Origin of the sequence: Pedobacter sp. (assembly GCF_035566355.1) — a bacterium.
GTDB lineage: Bacteria > Bacteroidota > Bacteroidia > Sphingobacteriales > Sphingobacteriaceae > Pedobacter.
Genome location: NZ_DATMRL010000425.1, coordinates 1 through 3,849 on the forward strand (window position 1 = coordinate 1; position 3,849 = coordinate 3,849).

A 3,849-nucleotide genomic window follows, 5' to 3' on the forward strand; every position below is an offset into this window, starting at 1 on the left:
CCTAACCAGTTTCAACCTGGTGGCTTTAGGTGTTGGGGCGATCATTGGTGCGGGGCTTTTTTCGCTTACTGGTATCGCTGCCGCAGATAATGCCGGACCTGCTGTTATTCTTTCCTTCATCATCGCTGCAGTGGGCTGCGGTTTTGCAGGGCTTTGCTATGCAGAATTTGCCTCCATGATTCCTGTTGCAGGAAGTGCTTATACCTATTCCTATGCCACCATGGGTGAATTTATGGCCTGGATTATTGGATGGGATTTAGTATTGGAATATGCACTTAGTGCAGCGACAGTGGCGTCCAGCTGGTCGCAATATTTCTCTCAGTTTCTGTTGGAGTTCGGTATCCAATTTCCGAGTACCCTGTTGCATGGCCCCTGGGAAGGTGGAATTGTAAATATCCCTGCAATTGTTATCGTTTGCCTGCTGTCTTTGCTGCTAATGAAAGGAACTAAAGATTCATCTTTTGTGAACAACATTCTTGTGATCGTAAAAGTAGCTGTTGTCTTGATCTTCATTGCTCTGGGCTGGGGTTTCATCAATTCTGCCAATCACCACCCCTTCATTCCACCTAATGCTGGTGAAGATGCTGTAAAAGCAGGTACCCGTGGTTTTTTTGACTTCTTCTCCAGTGATGACTTCGGACATTTTGGAATTAGTGGTGTCCTTCGGGGTGCTGGCGTTGTTTTCTTCGCTTTTATTGGTTTTGATGCCGTAAGTACAGCGGCACAGGAAGCTAAAAATCCTCAAAAAGGAATGCCTGTAGGGATTATCGGTTCGTTAGTAGTATGCACTATCTTATATGTACTCTTTGCATATGTAATGACAGGTCTGGAAAATTACACCAAATTTGCTGGTGATGCCAAACCTGTTGCGACTGCCTTTGCACAGACTGGTTATACTTTCTTAAACCGCTTTTTAATGATTGCGATCCTTGCGGGTTACACCTCGGTAATCCTGGTGATGCTTCTTGGACAGAGCCGGGTGTTTTACAGCATGAGTAAAGATGGCTTATTACCAAAGATGTTTTCAGATCTCCATCATAAAAACCAAACGCCCTGGAAAACCAATCTGATGTTTATGGTTTTTGTAAGTGTATTTACAGGCTTTGTTCCGGTTTCCGACTTAGGTCATATGGTGAGTATCGGTACACTGTTTGCTTTCTCCCTGGTTTGTATTGGGGTATTGATCCTGAGAAAAACAGAGCCAAATCTGGAAAGACCTTTCCGGACACCTTGGGTACCATTGATTCCAATACTGGGCGTTATTGTATGTGTATTGATGATGGCTTCCCTTCCTATCGTAAGCTGGGAGCGTTTAGCCATCTGGATGGCCATTGGTATTGCGATTTACATTGTCTACAGCAAAAAACACAGCAAGATCAGAAATGCCGCACAATAGATCTTTTTGACCCAAAATAAAAGAGGCCCCTGTAACCGGGGGCCTCTTTTATTTTATCAACATTTATTGCTTAGCTTTGTAATCTAAATTCGCTGCTATGGAATTCAACCTACGCCAGATTCTCTCCACCTCTATGGTCCTGTTTGCCATCATTGATATTTTGGGTGCTATTCCCGTAGTGATTGAACTCCGCAGGAAGGCAGGACATATCCAATCTGAAAAGGCGACCATTGTTGCTGCAGTATTGATGATTATTTTCTTGTTTGCCGGTGAAACTTTGCTGAAAGTCATTGGACTGGATGTGGAGTCCTTTGCCATTGCGGGCTCCTTTGTGATCTTCTTTATTGCCATGGAAATGGTTCTCGGTCTGACGATCTTTAAAGAAGGAGATGCTCCTGAAACTGTATCCATTGTACCTCTGGCTTTTCCTTTAATTGCGGGCGCAGGAACAATGACGACCTTGCTTTCCTTAAAAACAGAATACGCTACCCAAAATATTATTGTTGGGATTATGATCAATATGCTCTTTGTTTATTTTGTGTTGAAAAACACAGAAAGACTGGAAAAATTATTTGGTAAATCCGGACTGAATGTATTAAGAAAAGCTTTTGGAATTATCTTACTTGCCATTGCCATTAAATTGTTCAGAAGTAATACCCACCTGTAACTTTTTCTGCAGAATTGCATCTTATAGTTAAGCAATAAGTATATGAACAGCTTTGAACAATATACGTTGATTATTGGCCTGTTGGCTATATGTATTGAAGCCCTTAGACATCTGAAGGAAGGTGTGCGCCAATGGCTGCATCCCCAAACCCAAAACAAAAAAGGGATTAATTCTTAATCAGCCTCGCAGCAAACATGGTGTCGGCCTTATCCTGATAACCCTTGATGACCTCCATACGTTCCAGGCTCAGGCCCAATTCTTTTTGCAGGTAATCCACTACGTCTTCATTTTCCTGTCTAAAAACAGAACAAGTGATGTAAATTAAGGGTTTTCCCTCTTTTAGGTATTTAACAACACCTGCAGCAATACTTGTTTGCAATCTGTTAAAATAAGCTATTTTATGTTCTTCGAATGTTGTGAGCATTTCCGGTGTGCGCCCCCAGGTACCAGAACCTGAACATGGTGCATCCAGAATGATCCCGTCAAAAGCATAGTGATGTAATTCCTGGTCATTATTCTGAAGCAGGTCAAGTACTTTTTTCTGATATTTTTTCAATCCGGCCATTTGAAAACGTTCGTCCAGATTACGCAGGCTATTTTCCCGGACATCACTGACCAACAATTCAATCTTTGGTTCCAGATCATGCAACAACAGCGATTTTCCACCAGAAGCCGCACAACAGTCCCACCAGTAATCATATTTTTGAGGCTGGAAAAATGCGCCCGTTTTCTGAGAAGACAGATCTTGTACCTGATAGGCTCCCTGGTTGGGTAATACTTGTTCCAGTTTAGTGCCGTTCGGAAGTCCAAATGTTTTTTCATCGATATCATGCACCGCTACATTCGCTGCTTTTAAGGTATTTAGGATCCCCAGAGAATGATTTTGCTGTATCCTGATAAACAGGTCCGGCTGAATGAAAAAAGACTGTAGAAAGGCTTCTTTATCAATCTCCGGAGAAAGTAATCCGGAAAAAGGAAATACATCTTCAAGCAGGAACGCAGGATACACATCCCCAACCAGCGCAAGTTTGGCTGGAATGGGAAGCTCAACCTGCCCTGCAAGTTGCGGCAAATATGCTTCAATCATCAAACTGCTGGTGTTGTTGCATAAAAAATCGGCAACAGCAAGACGCTGCAATGTATTTTCTGTAGGTAAAGCTTTACCGAGGCGATAAAAACTATACATGTACCGGCTGGCCCAACGCCTGTCAGAAGAGCCCATTTGTTTATACTTTTTAAAATGTCCCACTAAAAACCGGTGAAGCGGCAAAGCGCCGTCATAGCTTTTCAAGATCAGCTCAAAAGCTTTGATCTGGTGCTCTAATCTCATTCTATTATGTTTAAATCGTAGTCCTTATACTTTAAAAGCATCAGGCTGGTATTGATATACCCATATTGAGGGTCGTGGATAAAATTAAAGGAATTATGCAGGCCTTTATATCTTTCTCTGGTTAAATATTTCAAGTAATTCTCGCCATGTTCCGATAATTGTTTTCCAAAGAAATAACCAATATCAAAGCCTTTAAAAGAATACTCACTCGGCTCAAAACTAAATGCCTTGCGATACTTTTTCACAAAGTCAATAACTACCGGACTCTTGTAATTTACTTTATAAGAAGAACTGATCACCGTATTGAGGAGTTGCAGCTTTTCTGTTGTATAATTTTGTTTCACCCAGTCAGGATGGCCAAAAAGATCAATATTAAACCCGGCTTTTTTCATTTTCACCAGTTTATCTATACTTGCTGCTACAAACTTGCGATCAGATGAACTCAGCATGACCACA

At 41.8% G+C, this 3,849-nt stretch carries 3 protein-coding genes and 1 pseudogene; 2 read left to right on the forward strand and 2 right to left on the reverse strand.

Features of this window, described 5'->3' with window-relative positions:
* Both VNZ46_RS16315 and VNZ46_RS16320 read left to right on the forward strand, forming a co-directional pair.
* The coding region (locus VNZ46_RS16315; RefSeq protein WP_325561125.1) for an amino acid permease at positions 1 to 1,396 on the forward strand (1,396 nt) is incomplete at its 5' end.
* Between the two features lie 97 nt (positions 1,397 to 1,493).
* Positions 1,494 to 2,063: a MarC family protein gene (locus VNZ46_RS16320; protein ID WP_133778748.1), complete on the forward strand. Its 570-nt coding sequence runs from the start codon at positions 1,494 to 1,496 to the stop codon at positions 2,061 to 2,063.
* A 166-nt stretch (positions 2,064 to 2,229) separates the two neighbouring features.
* Here VNZ46_RS16320 and VNZ46_RS16325 read toward each other — a convergent pair whose 3' ends face one another.
* Together VNZ46_RS16325 and VNZ46_RS16330 are read right to left on the reverse strand one after the other, a co-directional pair.
* The gene (locus tag VNZ46_RS16325; protein WP_325561126.1) at positions 2,230 to 3,393 is read right to left on the reverse strand and encodes an RsmB/NOP family class I SAM-dependent RNA methyltransferase; all 1,164 of its coding nucleotides are present in this window, start codon (positions 3,391 to 3,393) and stop codon (positions 2,230 to 2,232) included.
* A pseudogene (locus VNZ46_RS16330) lies at positions 3,390 to 3,849 on the reverse strand (amino acid ABC transporter substrate-binding protein); the annotation flags it as partial. The pseudogene VNZ46_RS16330 and the gene VNZ46_RS16325, both read right to left, overlap by 4 nt.

Excerpts from the sequence above, each read along its gene's own strand:
- VNZ46_RS16320 (WP_133778748.1), top strand. The coding sequence starts at position 1,494 with ATGGAATTCAACCTACGCCAGATTCTCTCCACCTCTATGGTCCTGTTT.
- VNZ46_RS16325 (WP_325561126.1), bottom strand. The coding sequence starts at position 3,393 with ATGAGATTAGAGCACCAGATCAAAGCTTTTGAGCTGATCTTGAAAAGC.